We start from the raw sequence: 16786 nt of genomic DNA, 5'->3' as shown, positions 1-16786 counted from the left end.
GTAAATTATAATTGAAATGTTAAGAGTTTTACTTCTTATAACCAGGTTACTGCACCTGTTTCAACATCATAGTTGGCTCCAACGATTTTAATTTTACCCTCAGCTTCAAGGTTTTTAAGTGTTGAACTTTGCTTACGGATATCTTCAATCGCACTTTTTACGTTTTGATGGTTAAGTCTTTCAAGAAGGGAGCTGTTTTTTGATGAACGTTCTTCATTCTCTTCAATGATCTCGTTGATGATAGGGTTGAAGTGATTGATCAGGTGGTTTAGGTTATCCATTCCCAGTCCTTCAATTTGTGCTGCATCAAGACCTCCTTTTAAAGCTCCACATTTCGTGTGTCCTAAAACTACAATAAGCTTAGAACCTGCAACATTACAGCCAAATTCCATAGATCCCAGAATGTCCTGGTTCACAAAGTTACCGGCAATTCTGATACTGAAAACATCTCCTAATCCCTGGTCAAAGATAAGCTCTGCAGAAGTACGGCTGTCTATACAGCTTAAAACAACTGCGAAAGGCCATTGCCCTTCACGTGTTGCATTCACTTGCTCAAGAAGGTCTCTGTTTGCCTTAAGGTTGTTTACAAATCTCTGGTTTCCCTCTTTTAAGAATTCTAATGCTTTCTCAGGAGTAATAGTTGACTGTGTTTCGTATGTATGTGCTTTCATATTTTTATTGTTTTCGAATTTAAAGTTAAAAAAATTAATTAATTATTGGGATTACATGGCTCTTTTGTGAGTAACTAAAATATGGGAATCCTCACTTCTTTCGTAATCTCTGTATGAAGTTTTAAAGCCTATAAGCTCTACATTGATGTCTTGTTCCTTTGCACGGATATTGGCAAAATCCTGAATCATTTCCAGTACATCGGTTGCAATATAGGAAGTGCTCTTCGCATCAATAATGACTGTAGAGTTGGGTTTTATATTTTTAAGTGTTTTTTTGATGGCTGCCTTATTTAAAAATGATACTTCTTCAGCCAGTTTAATATTGATTCCATCAGCATCATCCAGTCTTTCTCTGCTTAAATAATAAGCCCTTTTCATATTTCCTTGCAGAATATAGAAAACGGAGATCATAAGACCAATTCCTACCCCTTTTAACAGGTCTGTTGCCACTACCGCTACAACAGTTGCCACAAATGGAATAAACTGGAACTTTCCTAAGTGCCAGAAATGTTTGAATGTTGCCGGCTTTGCCAATTTATACCCTACTAAAATTAATACCGCAGCTAATGTCGCCAATGGAATTAAATTTAAAATAACGGGAATAGAAAGTACACAAATCAGCAAGAATACACCATGAATAATAGTTGACATTTTAGAGGTTGCTCCAGCATTGGCATTGGCAGAACTTCTTACTACAACGGAAGTCATCGGAAGACCGCCAATAAAAGAACTTATAAGGTTTCCGATTCCCTGAGCCTTAAGCTCAAGATTGGTATCTGTAATTCTTCTTTGTCTGTCTAATCGGTCTGAAGCCTCAATACAAAGTAAAGTTTCAATAGATGCTACAATGGCAATCGTTGCTCCTACGATCCATACTTTTGGATTGGTAAAACCATTGAAGTCAGGCGTTGTAATCAGATTTTTAAAATCATCAAAAGACTGTGGAACCGGTAAAGAAACCAAATGTTGAGTTTCGATAGCCAGAGAACTTCCGGACATCTTAAAGAGTTGATTTAAAAGAATACTTACAATTACGGCAACCAATGCTCCCGGAAGCATTTTCATCCTTTTCAGTACGTGGATTTTGTCCCATGCAATAAGGATTGCTACAGAAATTAAAGTAATAACAATGGCACCCGGATGGATCGCTCCAAATAATTCAGTAAAATATCCGAAATTCAGGCCATTATCAAAAATAGATTCATGACCTTCATAATCTTTGTCGAAACCTAATGCATGCGGAATCTGTTTTAAAATAATAATGATTCCTATGGCTGCCAGCATTCCTTCAATGACGTTATTCGGGAAATAGTTGGAAATACTTCCGGCTCTTACAAACCCTAAAACCAATTGAATAAGTCCTGCAATAATCCCTGCGCAAAGGAAAAGTTCAAAGGCGCCAAGATCTGTTATTGCTGTTAAAACGATAGCTGTCAGACCTGCAGCAGGCCCTGAAACTGAAATATTTGAATTACTGATGATTCCTACTACCAGGCCGCCCACGATACCGGAAATAATACCGGATAATGGTGGAGCACCTGATGCTAAAGCAATTCCTAAACACAACGGAAGTGCTACTAAAAATACCACGAGTCCTGAAGGAAAATTTTCCTTGATTCCTCCTATTAATGATGTCTTTTTCATAATGTGAAGCTGTAAAGTATAACCGGCTTATTTGTTTTTAAATAAGTCAATTATAAAAAGTTGAGAAAAAATAATTTTTAAAGTACATGGATATCCGATATCATAAAATGATATGGAAATGGTATCAAAAAAATCTAACTATAGGAGTTTACGCTTCCGGAGGAGGGGAAAATATAGTAAGTAAAGGGGAAAGATGAAAAGAATCATCAATCAGAACAAAAGACACACCCTGAACATCTGGTTCTGAAAACTTCAGATAATCGAATACATCTAAAGGTTTCGGAATGGTCTTTTCGTAAACAATGAATGAGGATGGGTGAGAATGAGGCTCTTCTTCATTGATTATTATATTTGTTCTCGCAATATCCCAGCCCGCAACCGCAGCAATGCTTGGCAGCGCTGTAAAATTCAGAAAGAACGTTAATACAATAATACTCCAGAATTTCATTTTATCTTCTTTTTAGAAAAACTATTTCGTCTTTCTGCTCATAACCCAATCCGAACCTGTAAGATTATAGATCTTTTGGATGTCTTTTAAGATTTTCTCAAAATCAATCTCCAGATCAATGATTTTACCTGTTCTAAGGTCAAATACCCAGCCGTGAACAATAGGATACTCTTCTAAAATGTATCTTTCCTGTACACAGGCCATTTTAATTACGTTGATGCATTGCTCCTGAACATTAAGTTCTACAAGTCTGTCATAACGCTTGTTTTCGTCCTGAATAGAATCCAGTTCTGCCTGATGTAATCTGTACACATCACGGATGGTTCTCAACCATGGATTCAATAATCCCAGATCCTGAGGAGTCATTGCTGCTTTTACACCACCACAGTTGTAATGTCCACAAACAATAATGTGTTTTACTTTCAGATGTTCTACAGCGTATTGAATAACTGCTGTGGAACTCATATCTAAAGTATTAACAACATTGGCAATGTTTCTGTAAACAAACACCTCTCCAGGTTTGGCTCCCATCAACTCTTCAGCGGTAGCTCTGCTATCTGAACATCCTATATACAGATAATCCGGATGCTGAGTTTTAGCAAGTTCATGGAAGAAATTTGGATCTTCAGCTACTTTGGACTCTACCCATTTTTTATTGTTTTCGAAAATAACCTCGTACGATTGTGACATAATTTTAAAATATATAATTATTTATTTCGTTTAAATTATTTCCAAAATCAATAGACCAAATCAATAATTGTGCAAAAATATACTTTTTGTTAAAGAATTAATCACTTTTAACAAAGTTTAATATTAAAATATGCTTAAAATCATATCTAATATTCCGATATGCTTTGTCTTACAGCTATTGGGATCTATAAGGAAATCCAAACGTTTAAAAAACTAGGATAAAATTACGAAGTATAAATTAAAATTTGTGATTTGTGAATTAAAATATTCTTAATTATTTAGGTAGCCTGAATTGTTTCTTTTGAAATAGTTGATAAAAAGACTTTGTGTATGCCAAAAAATGAATAATTTAAAGCTCTTATTAATCCCTCTATCTGATGCCTGATTTTGGTCTGCAATCTTTACCATCGGTATTCTATCTGGCAGGAGTTTTTATCGCCTGTTTCTCTTCATTTCTGATTGTTGGAAAACGTAAAAAGATAACAGCTGATTATGTTCTGGCAGCCTGGTTTCTGGTGATAGGAATACATCTTGTCTTATTTATTCTATTTTTTTCCGGAGGCTATATAAAGTTTCCTTATTTTCTGGGCTATGAAGTTATTTTTCCCTTTATCCATGGGCCAATGTTATATATTTATGTTCTCTGTGTTACAGGAAAAGCACCGGGAAAAAAGACCTGGCTGCTACATTTTGTTCCTGTTCTGATTGTCTTTTTCATGCTATTTAAACTATTGATGTTGTCACCGTGGGAAAGACTTGCTATTTATCAAAGCGGAGGCAGACAATATCAATTAATAAGCAATGTTATCAAATACATGATGATATTATCAGGAGTATTATATATTGCATTAAGTTTTTTTGCTGTCAGAAAATATACGCAAGAGATTTCTGACCAATATTCAAATACAGAGAAAATAAATCTCAGCTGGCTCTATTATCTTATTGCTGGATTAGCTTTGATATGGGTTGCAGTGATCATTAGAAATGATATTCTTATTTTTTTCATAGTTGTTCTGTTTATCGTAGCTGCTGCGTATTTTGGCATCACTCGTGTTGGAATTCTGAACTTGCCTGTAGCAGAAGGTATAGTAAATGAAAAAGAAACAAACGAAGAAACGGTAAAATATCAGAAGAATTCTCCCGGAGAAGATGTTATTATGGCTGTTTACGAAAAGCTTGTGGAGAAGATGGAGAAAGAAAAACTTTATAAAGATCCCGAACTGAATCTGAATCATACCGCTACCTTACTGGAGGTTCATCCTAATATCCTTTCTCAGGCAATTAATTCCATTGAGAATAAAAATTTTTATGATTATATCAATCGTCAGAGGATTGAAGAGTTTAAAAGAATTGCAGTACTTCCTGAAAACGGAAAGTATACTATTCTTTCATTAGCTTTTGAGAGTGGCTTTAATTCTAAAACATCATTTAACCGGAATTTTAAAAAATATATGAACTGCTCACCCAGAGAATTTCTAAAAAGCCAAAGTATAGAGATTAATATGGAATGATTTGCTGGTGAATTGAGCAAAGTGTTTATTCATAATGATTTATAAACATGTTCCACCTTTCATTTTGGAACAATTGAACCTTTTATAATCCTCATTTTTACAGAAAAATAATCAGGTATTATGAAAAAAATATTATTTGTAATGATGGGAGTGCTGGCATTACTGATCGGAGCTTATCCTCTTATTTATGCCTTCGTTGAATCTAAATATACTTTTCTGGGTTCGAAATCTCCCGAATTACTCCACGGTATGATCTGGAAAACAGCATTTTTTACTCATATTATTTTTGGAGGGCTGGCTCTTTTTATAGGCTGGCGTCAGTTTGGTCGTTCATTTCGGACTCGATACATGAGAATCCATCGGAATATCGGGATGTTGTATGTAATTGCTGTGGTGCTTAGTTCTGTTTCAGCTATTTATATGGGATTTTATGCCAATGGTGGGCTGGTTTCAGCGATGGGGTTTATCTGTTTAGGATTGATCTGGTTACTAACAACTCTTGCTGCCTTAGCAGAAATAAGGAAAGGAAATATGATCAGACATCAGCAGCTGATGACTTATAGTTACGCCTGTACCTTTGCTGCGGTAACATTGAGGTTGTGGCTTCCCTTACTAAAAAATATTACAGGAGATCCCATGCTGTCTTATCTTGTCGTAGCATGGCTGTGCTGGATTCCAAATTTGTTAGTTGCTTATTTTATCAATAAAAAAACAGTTGCAATATAAGAGAATAGGCTTTACTCTGGCAGTGTGCTATACTCCATACTTTTCATCTCCAGGTTCAGGTATTTATTTCCTTCATTCTTATAATGTAGGGGCGTTTCAAGACCCATATATTTCATGATCAGAGGGTAGATATAAGTGGTTTGAGTCTGCTTGGTTTCATGTCCTGTAATTCTATAGTTGGCAGGTACTTTATCTCCAAACCAAACAAAAAACGGTACCTGAGTAGATTCTTTAGAGTCTACATGCAATAATTTGTCACCTTGTATTTTAAGCCCATGATCTGAAGCATAGATGACTACGGAATTGGTATTTTTCAGCGTACTGAAAATATTTTTGAAAACGTAGTCTGTGTATTTGATAGAGCTGTCATAGCAATTCAGATCACCGGAGTTCCAGTTAGGAGGAAGCCTGTTACATGGATTAGGGTGGCTTCCCATAATATGAAGAACTACAAATTTATTTTCCTTCTTCTGAATAACCTTTTGGAGTTCAGGAACAATTACTTCATCATAGCCGTTTACCCACTTTTTATTTTTAGACATGGAAGCGATAGCTGTAATTCCTCTTGCGCTTGCCTGTGTACTCAGCCAGAAAGAATTATATCCGCTTTGATTCGCCATATTGATGATATTATAGGATAGTTTATCATAACGATATCTGAATTCATCCGGATGGATACTGGACAGCATCAGCGGGACACTCAGGTTGGTGATGCCGGCAGGAGAAATGGCATGATCAAAAATCATCATATTTCCTGCCTGTTCATCCGCATAAGGAGTTGTTTTCTTGTTATAGCCGTATAATGACATGTTTTGCTTTCTCTCAGATTCTCCAATGATGAGAATTACGTTTTCTATTCCTGGCTGTATTTTTTTGATATTGAAAACCGGAATATTCTTTTTTATTTCGTTAATGTCTCTCTGTATATTCAGCGCTGTATTAAAATCAGATAAATGATAGTATACATTCTTGATCATCCTACCTCCTCCTTTATTGCTTACATACTTGTGCTTAAGGTGGTATCCGAAGGGTAAAATAAGCCACAGTAATGCAATCATGATAAATTTAGCATCCACCTTAACTACATTTTTTTTAAGATAATTCACCGAGTACAGGACCATTCCCAGAAAAACGAAAAACAAAATTCCCGGAAGAATAAACATATAAGACATGCTCATTGCTTCATCCGGATTAGATTCAAGAATACTGATAGCCATTCCTACATTAAACCCGGAATGATAGATCAGGTAACAGGATGCTGATATCAGAAAGTTGATGCTTAATAATAAACAGAGAATCACAGCAATGACAGCGGTATATTTATTTTTAAAAAGCAGGGCATTGAACACAAGAAAGGAACAAAACATAATTCCGTACTCAAAAATATTCCGGATACTGTCTATTTTTTCAGCCCCGAACAGATTATCAAAGATGTAAGGGAATGAAATTAAAAAACCTATAAGGTAGATTATAATGAGTAGAATCGGAACTATTTTTTTGAACATGGTTGTATATGCTTCTGTACTGTTAAAATAAATTTTTATATCATCTTCATGTTGGAATTTTCAGAAGAGTTTGTTGAATATCAGAATCATGGAGTGCATGAAAAGAATTAGTATCAGATAATAATTCTTAAGGATTTCGGATATTGCATTCACTCAAAAAGAGAACTTTTGAAGATAAATTGTTGTGGTTGATAGCGGTATCTTGTTTTTCCGCTTTATAAAGTTGATTGTATAGGTAGGAATGGGAGTGTTTGGATAGTATTTTTTTCCATCAAAAATTATTTTTAAAGATTAATAATAAGCCTGGGTTGTGTTTTTAATATTAAGCGATTTTTTTCAGAACAAGTTGTATTGAAGGATTGGAATCATCCAGAAATAAAATGGGATATTTTATATAAAATTGGATGATGGTGATGATATTTTATAATCAAACAATACATTTTTTTCAAATGTACACGAAATTACCGATAAATGCAAGTAGAATTTTCACTATAACTATTGGGTTTCCTACACTTTACGGTTAATATAATCCTTGGTAGCATTGGCGGTAGGGATAATTTTAGCAGGATTTCCTATAACAACAGAATCAGCGGGAACATCAAAGTTGACATAAGAATTCGGAACAATCAAAACATTGTTCCCAATGGTGATTCCTCCTACAATAACGGCATTAGTACCAATCCATACTTCATCGCCAATAACCGGATATCCTTCATTTTTTCCACGGTTTTGCTGTCCTATCGTAACGCCGTGGGCGATGTTGCAATTTTTCCCGATCACTGTTTTCGGATTGATCACAAGGCTTCCAAAATGACCTAAATAAAAACCTTCACCAATCTGAGTCTCAGGATAAATCTGAAACCCGTATTTGATCTGGTAATGTCTTAATATAATTCTCCAGAAAGTATTTAAAACCGGCTTCCTCTGATACTTCTGAGTCATTCTCAGAATGTACACAAAATGAAGATTGGGGTTAATACATTTTTTCCAGATCTGAAAAGTGGAAAGCCATTTTCCACTTTCCCGGTAAAAGTCTTTTTGAATGATTGAATAATCAGCCATCGTCAATATTTTTATACTTCGTCAATTATTTTCTGAAGATGCTCCACAGATTTTTCTAAAACAAAAGGAAGTTCAGTTTCTGAAATCTGTTTTTTGTATTCTTCAGTGATATTTTTATCTGTAAGAAACTTTTTCATTCCTTCATAAATCCCTTCCTCGGAATTTGGAGTGATATTCCCGAGCTTTCCATCCTGCAGAAGATCCCTGATGCCGGAAATATCCGTTGCAGAAATAGGTTTATTCAGAATAAGCGCTTCGGCAATGATGGTAGGAAATCCTTCATGTCGTGAAGACATAATGTAGAAATCCGCCTTTTTCATATAAGGGTAGGGATTACTGCTGAAACCAAGCATTTTTGCCGTATCCTGAAGACCAAGTGTATTGAGCTGATCCTGAATATTATTGAAATCATACCCGTCACCAATAATCAAAAGCTGATGTTTCAACCCTTCATCAATAAGTTTCTTATGAACATTAAGCAATCTGTCGTATCCTTTCTGAGGATATACGGTTCCTACTGTTACAAAAGTGGGAAGATCACTGTTGAAAGGATAGTCATTAACTTCAATATCCGCCTTTTTTAACGTATCATTTTTGTCAATTGGATTGAAAATCTTAATCACAGATGCTTTTTCAGCTTCATTTTTAGCTAAATTATGCATTCCTTCCTGGAGTTTATTAGAAATTACCAGAATTCTATCGAACCTGAAAAACTGCCTGATGACTTCCGGAGTATATTCTTTTAAATTGAAAATATCATTCTGTACCCAAATAATCTTTTTTGAATCTTTTTGAGGGCTGGAAAGAATTTCCTGATGCATCGCATGGATGGCAGCAATCTCTACATCATATTTTTTATTCTTTAAAATAAATTTGTAAAGTAGGGAAGGGAACCAAAGAAACATTTTCTGATAAAGAACCCTGTAAGCTTTCACAGGAATATCCTGCGGCCTGTTGGTTGTTATCATTTCTCCTTTTGTCAAATAGTACAGGGTCACCCATGACGGAACTTCTTTAATGTATAATCCTGAATAGAGATTTACCAGAAGGTCAACTTCATATTTGTCAGCAGGCAGATTTTTCAAAAAGTTGATTAATACTTTCTCTGCACCACCATGACGTAATGAACCTATACGAATGAGGAGTTTTTTCTTTTTCAATTTGTTTTTTTCTTTTTATGATTTTACAAGATTAAATTTATTTAATTTTTCTTGCTTTTTTATACTTGTGAGGAAGATTTTCTTTGATATAGGCATCCAGTTTTTTTCTGTCTTTCTCCAATTCCCGGGGATATTCCGGATTATTTTTAAGAACAATATCTCCATAGTCTTCAATAGTACACAGAAATTGTGCCGGGTTTCCGATAAAAACTGTATTGTCCGGCATAGACTGTGACAATACAGAGTTGGCACCCAGAATACAATTATTCCCAATTTGTACATCCTGCATAATAACAGCATTGAGACCAATGGTACAGTTATTTCCAATTTTTATTCTCCCCAGGATTCTTGCATCTTCATATCCCGGAAGTTTTCTAAGCAGAGTAGTTGTTCCCCCGTGGTTGACAAACCGTACATCTCCGGCAATGTTTACATTATCACCAATTTCGATAAGGTAAGGTTCCGTTCCGAAATACACTTTATCAGGCATATTAAAGTTTTTTCCTACTTTCATCCCTCTATATTTAGCCACTTCAAGACTGCCCCTGTTCAAAAAAGTATGATAGAGGGAGTCTATTTTTAATAGGATTCTGAATATAAAAATCATCACAAGTGTAAATTTGTTTTCGTTACTTTTGCAAAGAAAGAGAATTTATTAATATGATGAAAATTTCAAAAATAGAATATTATCTGCCTCAGCAGGTGCTCACTAACGAGGACCTTGAAAAGCAATTCCCTGAATGGAGTTCCGAACGTATCCAGGAGAAAGTAGGTATTTCCCAACGCCATATTTCTTCTGACAGCGAAACCGTACTGGATATGGCTGTACAATCTTCAGAAAAAATTTTCGAAAACTATGACAGAAACAAGGTAGATTTTATTTTGTTCTGTACCCAGAGTCCGGAGTATTTTCTCCCTACAACGGCCTGTATTTTGCAGGACAGATTGGGGCTTAGAAAAAATATCGGAGCTATGGATTTTAATCTTGGCTGTTCAGGATTCGTATATGGGTTAGCTTTTGCAAAAGGATTAATTGCTGGTGGAATTGCAAAGAGTATTCTTTTGGTTACTTCAGAAACGTACACCAAACATATTCATCCCGAGGATAAAGGAAACCGAAGCATATTTGGAGATGCCTCTGCCTCTGCTATTATTGAAAAAGCAGAAGGGAATGATTATCAGTTCTGCCTGGGAACAGACGGAAGCGGTGCCGAAAATCTTATTGTGAAAAAAGGAGCTTTCAAAAAAGACTTTGAACTGAATCCTGAACACGAATTCAGCCCTGAAAATATTTATATGAATGGCCCTGAAATTTTTAATTTTACGATTGAAAATATTCCGGGACTGGTAAAAGAAACATTGGAAGTTAACGGGATGACCATGGATGATATCGATCATTTTGTTTTTCACCAGGCCAATTCTTTTATGCTGAATTATTTAAGAAAGAAAACAAAAATACCGGCAGAAAAGTTTTATATTGACATGGAAAAAACCGGGAATACGGTTTCTGCAACGATTCCTATTGCTCTTAAAAATATGATGGATAAAGGAATGTTGAAAGAAGGAGATAAGGTTTTAATGGCAGGATTTGGAGTTGGATATTCATGGGGAGCTACCATAATGGAAATTTAAAGAAAACAAACATTTAAAATTATAAAATATGAAAACATCCGTTTTTTTAGAAAAACTACAGGAGGAATTGGAAGAAGATGAAACATTGACTACTGAAACGAACCTGAAATCTTTAGAAAGCTACGATTCTATCAGCTTACTTTCTGTTATTGCGTTTGTAGACGAAAATTTCAGCAAAAAAATTGATACCAAGCATTTTAAAGATATTGAAACCGTTTCAGATCTGATGAATGTTATAGGACAAGAAAATTTTGAAGATTAATGGATGCTTTCTCATTAAAAAATAAAATTATTCTCATTACAGGCGCTTCTTCCGGGATCGGGAGAAGCTGTTCTGTAGAATGCAGCAAAAGCGGTGCTGATCTGATTCTTGTAGGAAGAAACCAGGAAGAACTGATGAAAACCGTTTCTATGCTCAATCCTGAAACAAAAGTTGAAACCATCACTGAAGATATTACCCAATCTGAAAACCTTGAAGCAGTTATTGCAGATAAAGTTTCAATTTTAGGTAAAATATCAGGGTTTATTCACTGTGCCGGTATCGAAAAAACGTTACCATTAAAGAAGCACAATCCTCAGCTCTATCAGGACATATTTGCTGTCAATGTCATTGCAGGACTTGAAATTGCAAAAATTTTATCTTTAAAAAAATACAAAGACGAAAACTCCAGTTTTGTGTTTATTTCTTCTGTTGCAGGGATGATAGGAGAGGCCGGGAAGGCTGCTTATTCTGCCAGTAAAGGTGCTGTAATTTCCGGAGCCCGTTCTTTGGCTATGGAGCTTTCAAGAAGTAATATTCGGGTTAATAGTATAAGTCCGGCAATGGTCAATACTCCGATTTTAGAGAAAATGTTTGAAAATATCGGAGAAGAAGCCTCATCAGAAATCATAAAAAAGCATCCGCTGGGAATAGGTGAACCTAAAGACGTAGCGAATGCCTGTATTTTTTTACTGTCTGATGCCTCAAGATGGGTTACGGGTAGCAACCTTGTGATTGACGGAGGATATTCTGCACAGTAACTTACTTTTTGTGCAGCGTTTCTATAATATTTTCTACGCTGTCAAATATTTTCTTATTGTCAAACTGACTTTCAATTGTTTTAAGGTTCTCTCTGATGTGGAGAACAAGGTCGGGATCGGTAAGGAATGTTTTCATGGCTGAATACATTTCATCCACTTCATAATTGATGAGGTATCCTGTCTTACGGTCTTTGATCATTAATCCTACATCTCCTACTTCTGTTGCAATAATAGGTTTCTGAAGAATTAACGCTTCAGCAATGACCAATGGCCATGCTTCAGACTCCGAAGGAAGAACAAAGTAATCCGCTTTTTTGATATAAGGATAAGGATTCATTTGGTTTCCAACCAGAATAAATGTTTTTTCAACATTATTTTTAGCTACCTGTGCCTTAAGGTTGTTCATTTCATCACCCTCGCCAATAACAATGATGCTATGATGAAATCCTTCGTTGATAAGCTTTGTATGAGCATCAATAAGCTTATGATATCCTTTTCTTGAATGAAGTCTTCCTATAGATGCGAAAACAGGTCCTTCAGGGAAATTTTCAAGCTTTCCTTCTGCCTTACGTTTAATTTCTTCGATAGGAATAGGATTGATGATAACGCTCTCAGCCGGATAACTAAGATTAGGGTAATGCTGGTGCATCATATCTTTGATCTTGTGGGAACAGTACACCATATGGTCAAATTGCGGAAAGCTCTTTAAAATGTTCGGCACTAAAGGCTGAAACTTCGGAACATTAATTTCAGAGTGAAACCATCCGATTTTTTTTGAATTCTTATTGGTTGAATTCAAAATGGCATCATAGTCTCTGTAATCCATCCCGATTTCAATATCAAAAGTATCATTGATAAGACGGTCTGCAATGGCCGGAGTATTTTTCAGTTTTCTCAGCTTTATTCTTCTTTTAACGAGCTGAAGTTTCTGTAAAATAGAATTGTTGGAAAAATCTTCTTTTCCGTCAGTAAGGTATATTTTTCTGATATGCTTCGGAAATTCATCACGCAGTTTCCCCTGGTTAAGCGTAAGGCATACCGTCATTTCAAATTTGTCAGGATCAAGGTTATTGAGAAGCCCCAGTAATACTTTTTCCACGCCTCCCATTTCCATGGAACGGTGCCTGAACAAAATTTTTATTTTTTTTTCTAACATTATCCGAAGATTGATTGTAACATAATTTTTATTTTTTTCTTGATACGGAAAGGCAGCTGATGCTGATACTGCAGCAGTCCGAATATTTCATCTGCATCCGTATACTGTTCAGGAACTTTTTCTCCATTGATGGTCGTAAGTCCTCTGCGCTTTATGGTATTGAAAATCACCTGAGCAAAATATTCGTGGGATTTCTTTTTATTGTCATTCTGTGAAATTCCGCCCTGATGTGTTCTGTAAAGATAGTTCGTTTCATTAATAAACTGAACGTTCCCTTTTTCATACATTTTAAGATATAAATCCTGATCTTCCCCTATTTTCAGATTAGGGTTCATTTTTTCGGTCTGTTCATAAACAGCTTTTCTGAAGGTTACAAAATGAGCAATCTGAATAGGGAAATTAAAAAAATAAGGATCTCTGTTCGGCACCTGCATAGCTGATCTGAAAGGAGCTATGGGCTTCAGGGTCTGATCACATGTCATAAACCTTGAATAGGTAAGGACTGTGTTTTTTTTAGCGTGAAAAATCTCCATACATTTTTGAATAGCAGTAGGGGAAATAGCATCATCCGGATCCAGAAAACCACAGATTTCTCCTTCGGCCAGTTCAATCAGTTTGCTTTTTGTAACTCCTACACCGGAATTTTTTTCATTTTCAAAAAACTTAAATCTTTTGTCCTTTGAAATCATTTCCTGTATCATTTTCTTCTCGCTTTCAGAAGAACCATCGTCTAAAATTACAGCTTCCCAGTTTGTATAGGTCTGTTGAAGAATACTTTCAAAGCAATCTTTAAAAAAAATGGCGTTGTTGTAATGGGCAATAAGGATAGAAAATTTCATGAACGTTCCTTGAATATTAAATCCTGATGATTGATAACAGTAGTATTAGACGGAATATCTTTATGAATGACACATCCTGCTCCAATGATACAGTTGTCTCCAATAGTAACTCCTTTTAAGACGGTCACATTACTTCCAAGCCAGCAGTTACTTCCTATTTTGATGGGAGCTGTAGTGAACTCGGAGGAGAACAGCTTAAATTCCGGCTGAGTCTGGTAAGCATGGTTGTGATCATACAATTTTACCCCTTCTCCGAATAATGTATTGTTTCCTATTGAAATCCTGTCGAGACAATTGATAGAGCAGAAATTATTCATGAAAAAATGATCTCCGATTTCTAAAGTGGCATTCTGCTGCACAAGAATATGCACATAATTTCTGAAACTCATGGAGTTCCCGAGCGTAACATTTTTTAAGTTTTCGTGCAGAACAAAATGATTACTGGTCCCAAGCTTTATCCCTTTAAAAGAAACATTAGGGTGTTTTTTGAGACGAGAAATCTGGCTTTTCCGTTGAATTTTTGCTAAAATTTCATCAAGCATACCTGGATTTATTTTCACATTTGTAGTTTACAAATATAATTTGTTTTAAATAATTATAATAATAAATCTTATTTTTGTGCCTTAAAAATTAATACTTTATACCCAATAAAACAACTTTTCAGGTTGAGGTTGCTGAGTTTTGATAAAGTAAATCATTTGGTGTTCTGTGAAAATAAGTCAGATTACATTTACCCGGTTTGTTGCCGCAATGGCAATTGTAATTTCTCATTTCAATAAAGATCTGTTTTTATATAAGATAGATTATATTTCCAATCTCTTTTTGAGGGCTAACGTAGGCGTAAGCTATTTTTTTATCCTTTCAGGATTTATCATGATCATTGCTTATCACAAGAAAGATAAAATTGATTACCTGGAATTTTACAAAAACAGGTTTGCCAGGATTTATCCACTTTATATGCTGGGACTTTTGCTCTATTTTATGACAAGATATGAGATGTTCGATGGGTATAAACTGGTTTTATACGGGTTGGGTATTCAGAGCTGGATACCGGGAGAAGCGATGATCCTGAATTTTCCGGGATGGTCAATTTCTGTAGAGTTCTTCTTCTACCTGCTTTTTCCGTTTTTGTATAATTATTTTTATGCCAGGAAAAACAAAATGATCAGGGTGTTTGCCATTGTTCTCTGGCTGATTACGCAGGTGTTTTCTAACCTTTATCCGGTGTATGGAGCTTATGAAGGACCTCATACGAAAAGCCATGAGTTTCTTTACTATTTCCCTTTCTGGCATCTTAATGAATTCCTTATCGGAAATCTTGCAGGGATATTTTTTGTGAAAAATTACAGGCAGAAAAATTATGACCGTCAGGTTATCATCGTGTTCTTACTGATCCTTCTGTCTCTGATATTTGTCCCGCTTTTCTACCACAATGGGTTAATGGCATTGCTGTTTGTCCCTGCTATCCTTTTGATCTCTGCTAATAACGGGAAGATTTCCCGGTTCTTTTCAATGAAGCCAATGGAGTATCTGGGAGAAATAAGCTATGGTATATACATCACCCATATTCCTGTGCTTTACCTTGTAAGGGAGTTTCTGAAATGGCAGGAGTGTACCTTCAGCATAGATATTGTATTTTTAATTTATATTGTCGTTATGCTGTTGAGTTCCGCAGCTTTTTACCAGTTTATAGAAAAGCCGATGCGAAATCTTTTAAGAAAGATCCATTTTTTAAAGCGTTGATATATAGATGTTGTTTTGAACTAAATATCTAGTTTATTGTTAGAATAACTCATTTCTGAAGTTGATATTGTACAACCCTGAGCGTATGCTTTTATAATCTGTCAACAGATACTTTGTGATCATTCCCCATTTTTTCAGGAGGGGAGCATTGGCAATCTGGAAACTTCTGTATACCCGTTTGATGTGAAGCTTAATATCCTCAGGAATGGTATTTTCATTTTCTGCCCAGTGGTTAACTTCCTTCCACAATACCACTCGCGTAGAAGCCGGTTTTACTTCTCCGGAATCCACTTTGGTAATTCTGTTATTTTCATGAACACCTCTCACGGCTACCGCTTTGTCAAGAATTCCCGGGTACAGATTCAGATAGTAGGAGAGCCTGAATAAGAATTCTGTATCCTGGTGAAGTTTTAAATGGGTTTTGAAAAAATACTCCATATTCTGTAGAGAACTCTTCCGGATCGTTAAAGCATCAATACTGAAAAGTCCGAAAGTTCCTCTCATATTCAGCTGTCCCGGAAATACGTCTTTAGGAGGATGTTCTTTATACACTGTAGTGAGACGGTCGCCAAATACTTTATAATATTGTTCTTTTGCCTTTTCAGAATAATAATGAACCCCTATAGCGCCATAAACACCATCTACTTCATGATTGATGAAAAGCCTTTTTTCTGCATCAAAGCGGTTAGGAAGATAGTAGTCATCTGCATCAAGGAAAGCAATAAAATCTCCTTCAGCCTTTTCTATTCCTAAATTTCTGCTGGCACCTGCTCCATGATTTCCTTTGTCCGGATGTTGAAAGAGTTTTACCCTGTCATTTTTTTCAGCGAGTTCCCGGCATACCTGCAAGGCATTGTCAGGTGATTTGTCTTCTACCAATACCACTTCATATACATCTTCAAACTGGAGAGCAGATTCTACAGCCTGAGTAACATATTTTTCGGCATTGTAAACGGGAATAATGACTGAAATTTTCATT

18 protein-coding genes are annotated in these 16786 nt (G+C 35.7%); 6 read left to right on the top strand and 12 right to left on the bottom strand.

Annotation, left to right across the window (positions count from 1 at the left end; all coding sequences use genetic code 11):
• Positions 1-35 precede the first annotated feature (35 nt).
• The 4 genes from ACMA47_RS09625 to ACMA47_RS09610 form a co-directional block, all read right to left on the bottom strand.
• Positions 36-671: a carbonic anhydrase gene (locus tag ACMA47_RS09625; RefSeq protein WP_034691487.1), complete on the bottom strand. Its 636-nt coding sequence runs from the start codon at positions 669-671 to the stop codon at positions 36-38.
• A gap of 51 nt (positions 672-722) precedes the next feature.
• Positions 723-2315, bottom strand: coding sequence for a SulP family inorganic anion transporter (locus ACMA47_RS09620; RefSeq protein ID WP_413929618.1), 1593 nt, complete (start codon positions 2313-2315; stop codon positions 723-725).
• Between the two features lie 148 nt (positions 2316-2463).
• Positions 2464-2763: a hypothetical protein gene (locus tag ACMA47_RS09615; RefSeq protein ID WP_089692794.1), complete on the bottom strand. Its 300-nt coding sequence runs from the start codon at positions 2761-2763 to the stop codon at positions 2464-2466.
• A gap of 21 nt (positions 2764-2784) precedes the next feature.
• Positions 2785-3453 (bottom strand): carbonic anhydrase, encoded by a 669-nt coding sequence (locus ACMA47_RS09610; protein ID WP_079240141.1) that lies wholly within the window; start codon positions 3451-3453, stop codon positions 2785-2787.
• A gap of 377 nt (positions 3454-3830) precedes the next feature.
• On the opposite strand from ACMA47_RS09610, the gene ACMA47_RS09605 reads away from it, so the two are divergent.
• Both ACMA47_RS09605 and ACMA47_RS09600 read left to right on the top strand, forming a co-directional pair.
• Positions 3831-4964, top strand: coding sequence for a helix-turn-helix domain-containing protein (locus tag ACMA47_RS09605; protein WP_413929616.1), 1134 nt, complete (start codon positions 3831-3833; stop codon positions 4962-4964).
• 120 nt (positions 4965-5084) lie between these two features.
• The gene (locus tag ACMA47_RS09600; RefSeq protein ID WP_413929615.1) at positions 5085-5690 is read left to right on the top strand and encodes a DUF2306 domain-containing protein; all 606 of its coding nucleotides are present in this window, start codon (positions 5085-5087) and stop codon (positions 5688-5690) included.
• An 11-nt stretch (positions 5691-5701) separates the two neighbouring features.
• On the opposite strand, the gene ACMA47_RS09595 is transcribed toward ACMA47_RS09600, so the two are convergent.
• The 4 genes from ACMA47_RS09595 to ACMA47_RS09580 form a co-directional block, all read right to left on the bottom strand.
• Positions 5702-7195, bottom strand: coding sequence for a sulfatase-like hydrolase/transferase (locus tag ACMA47_RS09595; RefSeq protein ID WP_413929614.1), 1494 nt, complete (start codon positions 7193-7195; stop codon positions 5702-5704).
• Between the two features lie 507 nt (positions 7196-7702).
• Entirely contained in the window at positions 7703-8257 is a 555-nt protein-coding gene (locus ACMA47_RS09590; protein ID WP_413929613.1) for a serine O-acetyltransferase, read from the bottom strand.
• Between the two features lie 11 nt (positions 8258-8268).
• On the bottom strand, positions 8269-9417 hold the full coding sequence (locus ACMA47_RS09585) for a glycosyltransferase (protein WP_413929612.1): 1149 nt from the start codon (positions 9415-9417) through the stop codon (positions 8269-8271).
• Positions 9418-9454: 37 nt separating this feature from the next.
• The gene (locus tag ACMA47_RS09580) at positions 9455-9931 is read right to left on the bottom strand and encodes an acyltransferase (RefSeq protein WP_227941083.1); all 477 of its coding nucleotides are present in this window, start codon (positions 9929-9931) and stop codon (positions 9455-9457) included.
• A gap of 146 nt (positions 9932-10077) precedes the next feature.
• Between ACMA47_RS09580 and ACMA47_RS09575 the strand changes: the two genes are divergently transcribed.
• Genes ACMA47_RS09575 through ACMA47_RS09565 form a run of 3 tightly spaced genes read left to right on the top strand, consistent with a single transcriptional unit; the run spans position 10078 to position 12069 of the window.
• Positions 10078-11049, top strand: coding sequence for a 3-oxoacyl-ACP synthase III family protein (locus tag ACMA47_RS09575; protein WP_413929611.1), 972 nt, complete (start codon positions 10078-10080; stop codon positions 11047-11049).
• A gap of 28 nt (positions 11050-11077) precedes the next feature.
• Positions 11078-11311 carry a phosphopantetheine-binding protein gene (locus ACMA47_RS09570; RefSeq protein WP_034691472.1) on the top strand — a complete coding sequence of 78 codons (234 nt, stop codon included), beginning with the start codon at positions 11078-11080 and terminating at the stop codon, positions 11309-11311.
• The gene (locus ACMA47_RS09565) at positions 11311-12069 is read left to right on the top strand and encodes an SDR family NAD(P)-dependent oxidoreductase (protein WP_413929610.1); all 759 of its coding nucleotides are present in this window, start codon (positions 11311-11313) and stop codon (positions 12067-12069) included. Before ACMA47_RS09570 ends, ACMA47_RS09565 begins: the two co-directional genes overlap by 1 nt.
• Before the next feature lies 1 nt (position 12070).
• Here the strand turns inward: ACMA47_RS09565 and ACMA47_RS09560 are convergent, their stop codons facing one another.
• Genes ACMA47_RS09560 through ACMA47_RS09550 form a run of 3 tightly spaced genes read right to left on the bottom strand, consistent with a single transcriptional unit; the run spans position 12071 to position 14624 of the window.
• Positions 12071-13225, bottom strand: coding sequence for a glycosyltransferase (locus tag ACMA47_RS09560; protein WP_413929609.1), 1155 nt, complete (start codon positions 13223-13225; stop codon positions 12071-12073).
• Positions 13225-14064, bottom strand: a complete 840-nt coding sequence (locus tag ACMA47_RS09555; protein ID WP_413929608.1) for a glycosyltransferase family 2 protein — start codon at positions 14062-14064, stop codon at positions 13225-13227. Before ACMA47_RS09555 ends, ACMA47_RS09560 begins: the two co-directional genes overlap by 1 nt.
• Entirely contained in the window at positions 14061-14624 is a 564-nt protein-coding gene (locus ACMA47_RS09550; protein ID WP_413929607.1) for an acyltransferase, read from the bottom strand. Before ACMA47_RS09550 ends, ACMA47_RS09555 begins: the two co-directional genes overlap by 4 nt.
• Positions 14625-14772: 148 nt before the next feature.
• On the opposite strand from ACMA47_RS09550, the gene ACMA47_RS09545 reads away from it, so the two are divergent.
• On the top strand, positions 14773-15807 hold the full coding sequence (locus ACMA47_RS09545) for an acyltransferase family protein (protein WP_413929606.1): 1035 nt from the start codon (positions 14773-14775) through the stop codon (positions 15805-15807).
• Positions 15808-15846: 39 nt separating this feature from the next.
• Here ACMA47_RS09545 and ACMA47_RS09540 read toward each other — a convergent pair whose 3' ends face one another.
• On the bottom strand, positions 15847-16785 hold the full coding sequence (locus tag ACMA47_RS09540) for a glycosyltransferase family 2 protein (protein WP_413929605.1): 939 nt from the start codon (positions 16783-16785) through the stop codon (positions 15847-15849).
• Position 16786 lies beyond the last annotated feature (1 nt).

The organism is Chryseobacterium sp. T20 (assembly GCF_047345655.1).
Lineage (GTDB): Bacteria > Bacteroidota > Bacteroidia > Flavobacteriales > Weeksellaceae > Chryseobacterium.
The sequence above is the reverse complement of the archived record's forward strand: the minus strand, read 5'-3'. Positions and strand labels throughout refer to the sequence as shown.

Coding starts and splice junctions, on each gene's coding strand:
- ACMA47_RS09580 (WP_227941083.1), bottom strand. CDS start 9,931: ATGAAAGTAGGAAAAAACTTTAATATGCCTGATAAAGTGTATTTCGGA.
- ACMA47_RS09595 (WP_413929614.1), bottom strand. CDS start 7,195: ATGTTCAAAAAAATAGTTCCGATTCTACTCATTATAATCTACCTTATA.
- ACMA47_RS09555 (WP_413929608.1), bottom strand. CDS start 14,064: ATGAAATTTTCTATCCTTATTGCCCATTACAACAACGCCATTTTTTTT.
- ACMA47_RS09565 (WP_413929610.1), top strand. CDS start 11,311: ATGGATGCTTTCTCATTAAAAAATAAAATTATTCTCATTACAGGCGCT.
- ACMA47_RS09605 (WP_413929616.1), top strand. CDS start 3,831: ATGCCTGATTTTGGTCTGCAATCTTTACCATCGGTATTCTATCTGGCA.
- ACMA47_RS09560 (WP_413929609.1), bottom strand. CDS start 13,225: ATGTTAGAAAAAAAAATAAAAATTTTGTTCAGGCACCGTTCCATGGAA.
- ACMA47_RS09625 (WP_034691487.1), bottom strand. CDS start 671: ATGAAAGCACATACATACGAAACACAGTCAACTATTACTCCTGAGAAA.
- ACMA47_RS09615 (WP_089692794.1), bottom strand. CDS start 2,763: ATGAAATTCTGGAGTATTATTGTATTAACGTTCTTTCTGAATTTTACA.
- ACMA47_RS09540 (WP_413929605.1), bottom strand. CDS start 16,785: ATGAAAATTTCAGTCATTATTCCCGTTTACAATGCCGAAAAATATGTT.
- ACMA47_RS09575 (WP_413929611.1), top strand. CDS start 10,078: ATGATGAAAATTTCAAAAATAGAATATTATCTGCCTCAGCAGGTGCTC.
- ACMA47_RS09610 (WP_079240141.1), bottom strand. CDS start 3,453: ATGTCACAATCGTACGAGGTTATTTTCGAAAACAATAAAAAATGGGTA.
- ACMA47_RS09600 (WP_413929615.1), top strand. CDS start 5,085: ATGAAAAAAATATTATTTGTAATGATGGGAGTGCTGGCATTACTGATC.
- ACMA47_RS09620 (WP_413929618.1), bottom strand. CDS start 2,315: ATGAAAAAGACATCATTAATAGGAGGAATCAAGGAAAATTTTCCTTCA.
- ACMA47_RS09590 (WP_413929613.1), bottom strand. CDS start 8,257: ATGGCTGATTATTCAATCATTCAAAAAGACTTTTACCGGGAAAGTGGA.
- ACMA47_RS09570 (WP_034691472.1), top strand. CDS start 11,078: ATGAAAACATCCGTTTTTTTAGAAAAACTACAGGAGGAATTGGAAGAA.